This is a genomic window from Micromonospora sp. NPDC004540 (genome assembly GCF_040610095.1).
Taxonomy (GTDB): Bacteria; Actinomycetota; Actinomycetes; order Mycobacteriales; family Micromonosporaceae; genus Micromonospora.
This window is the reverse complement of sequence record NZ_JBEXLR010000196.1, coordinates 1-2,687: the sequence shown is the minus strand read 5'-3', so window position 1 is coordinate 2,687 and position 2,687 is coordinate 1. Positions and strand designations below refer to the sequence as shown.

At 74.5% G+C, this 2,687-nt stretch carries 4 protein-coding genes; 2 read left to right on the top strand and 2 right to left on the bottom strand.

Features of this window, described 5'->3' with window-relative positions:
• A partial coding sequence (locus ABZV78_RS31600) for a DUF58 domain-containing protein (RefSeq protein WP_355644505.1) occupies window positions 1-518 on the bottom strand: 518 nt, incomplete at its 3' end.
• Window positions 497-1,603 carry a MoxR family ATPase gene (locus ABZV78_RS31595; protein WP_355644503.1) on the bottom strand — a complete coding sequence of 369 codons (1,107 nt, stop codon included), beginning with the start codon at window positions 1,601-1,603 and terminating at the stop codon, window positions 497-499. The genes ABZV78_RS31600 and ABZV78_RS31595, both read right to left, overlap by 22 nt.
• A gap of 240 nt (window positions 1,604-1,843) precedes the next feature.
• On the opposite strand from ABZV78_RS31595, the gene ABZV78_RS31590 reads away from it, so the two are divergent.
• Window positions 1,844-2,074, top strand: a complete 231-nt coding sequence (locus ABZV78_RS31590; RefSeq protein ID WP_355644501.1) for a hypothetical protein — start codon at window positions 1,844-1,846, stop codon at window positions 2,072-2,074.
• Between the two features lie 31 nt (window positions 2,075-2,105).
• Entirely contained in the window at window positions 2,106-2,633 is a 528-nt protein-coding gene (locus tag ABZV78_RS31585; RefSeq protein WP_355644500.1) for a PH domain-containing protein, read from the top strand.
• Window positions 2,634-2,687: the final 54 nt, after the last annotated feature.

Sequence of the window (2,687 nt, the reverse complement as noted above, 5' to 3'; positions counted from 1 at the left end):
CCGCCGGCTGCCTCCACCCGGGTGGCGACCAGGTCCGCGTCGTCGGTCGCCACGTACGTCGACCAGATCGGCACCTGCTCGGGGGCGGCCGGCGAGCCCGTGCCGACCACCGCGCCGATCCGGTTGCCGCCCCGGACGGTCAGGTGGGCCAGGGCGGCCGCGGCGGCGACCACCACGTCCCGCTTGAGCCACTGCCCGGTGCCGAAGTCCAGGCTGGCCGAGAGGTCGACCGCCAGCCAGGTCTCCAGCTCGCGGTCGGCCACCGTACGCCGGACGTGCGGCATGGTGGTGCGGGCGGTGACCGGCCAGTCCATCCGGCGTACGTCGTCGCCGGGGCGGTACTCGCGGGACTCCCCCGCCTCGCTGCCCGGGCCGGGCAGCAGCCCGGCGTAGTCGCCCTGGAGCAGCCCGTCCAGCTTGCGGGTGACCATGAGCTGCAGCCGGGCGAGGACGGCGCCGGAGCGCTCGTTCCCGGCCGACAGCCGGGTGGGTGGGGTCACGGCCGCTGCCCGGGCCAGCCGCCGTGCGGGACGGCCGGTGGCGGCGGCGTGGCCTGCTGCCGGGGCGCGACCGCGGGCAGCGGGATGGTCGACATCACCCGGTGCACGATGTGGTCGGCCGGCACGTCGTCGGCGAGCGCGTCGTAGCTGAGCACCAGCCGGTGCCGCAGGATGTCCGGGGCGATGTCCTGCACGTCCTGCGGCAGGGCGTAGTCGCGGCCGCGCAGCAGGGCCAGCGCCCGGGTGGCCCGGACCAGGCCGAGCGAGGCGCGTGGGCTCGCGCCGTACTGGATGAGCTGCGCGACGTCGGGCATGCCGTGCTCGGCGGGGGCCCGGGTGGCGAGCACCAGCCGGACCGCGTAGTCGACCAGCGCGTTGTGCACGAAGACCTGGTCGGCCTTGTGCTGGAGCGCGATGAGGTCCGGGGTGTCGAAGACCCGGGCCGGCTCCGGCGGGGCGACGCCCATCCGGTAGACGATCTCCCGCTCCTCGGCGTCGGTCGGGTAACCCACCACGATCTTCATGAGGAACCGGTCCCGCTGCGCCTCCGGCAGCGGGTAGACGCCCTCCTGCTCGATCGGGTTCTGGGTGGCCATCACCAGGAACGGGTCGGGCACCCGGTGGGTCTCGCCGCCGATGGACACCTGGCGCTCGCTCATCACCTCCAGCAGCGCCGACTGCACCTTCGCCGGGGCCCGGTTGATCTCGTCGGCGAGCAGGAAGTTGACGAAGACCGGGCCCAGCTCGACGTCGAACTTCTCGCTGGACTGCCGGTAGATCCGGGTGCCCATGATGTCGGCCGGCACCAGGTCGGGGGTGAACTGGATCCGGGCGAACGACCCGCCGACCACCTTGGCCAGCGTCTCCACGGCGAGCGTCTTGGCGACGCCGGGCACCCCCTCCAGCAGGCAGTGGCCGCGGGCGAGCAGGGCCACGAACATCCGCTCGACCATCCGGTCCTGGCCGACGATCACCCTTTTGATCTCGAACAGGGCCCGCTCCAGCAGGGTGGCGTCCTGTGCCGGGGTGGTGGTCGCCGGGGGCGGCGCGTCCGGCACGGCCTCGGTCGGGGTCGGGGCGTCGGGCGTGGTCGGCTGGGCCACCGGTCCTCCACAGCTTGGTCGTCGTCGCGGCGTGGTGCGTATCAAGACTGTCATGCCTCGCTGAGAGCCGAGGGCGGGAGAGGGACGATTTTCGCCGTGCCGTCCCCGGGCGCGGAAAACCCTGAACACGGGTGGACAACAAGGGGTCCGGCGTGTGTACGATTCACCCCGTCGCCGGGCGGCTCCCCCCGTGGCCGCCCGGCGCTAAAGCTCCCGGCGTGCGGCCCTAGACTCGCCCCGGTGACCACTCCCACTCCCCCTGACGAGGCGCTGATCTGTTCGGCGCGGGGGTGTCGCGCCCCCGCCGTGTGGGAGCTGCGCTGGAACAATCCCCGCCTGCACCCGCCGGAGCGGCGCAAGACCTGGCTGGCCTGCGCCGCGCACCGCGGCTCGCTGGGCGACTTCCTCGACGCGCGCGGGTTCCTGCGCGAGGTCGTACCGGTGCCCGGATCGCCTACGCTCGAACAGTGAGCGAGCGGAGCGAGCGCAGCGGATCACCCCGGTGAACGGTGACGACCTCGCCGGCCGGCCGCCGGCCCCGACCGGTCCCCTGGAGCCGTGGCCGGACACCGTCCGATGGCAGCCGATCTCCCGCGACCTGATCTGGGTGGAGCTGATCCGGCTCGGCATCCTGCTCGGCGTGGCGCTGGTGGTGCTCGGGGTGGCCTGGGCGGTCGCCGGCCTCTGGCTGTTCGGCGTCGCCCTGGGCGTCGCACTGCTGCTGGCCGCATGGCGGGCGATCACCATCGTCCGCGCCGTGCGCGCCTGGGGCTACGCCGAGCGGCCGGACGACCTGCTGGTCCGGCACGGCCTGCTGGTGCGGCGGCTGTCCATCGTGCCGTACTCCCGGATGCAGTTCGTCGACGTGAGCGCGGGGCCGCTGGAGCGCGCCTTCGACCTGGCCACCGTGCAGCTGCACACCGCCGCGGCGGCGAGCGACGCCCGGGTGCCGGGCCTGCGACCGGCCGAGGCGTCCCGACTGCGGGACCGGCTCACCGCGCTCGGCGAGGACCGGGCGGAGGGGCTGTGAGTCACGGCCCGGCCGAGCCGGAGCCCCGCGTCCCGCCGCCGCACCCGCCCGCCG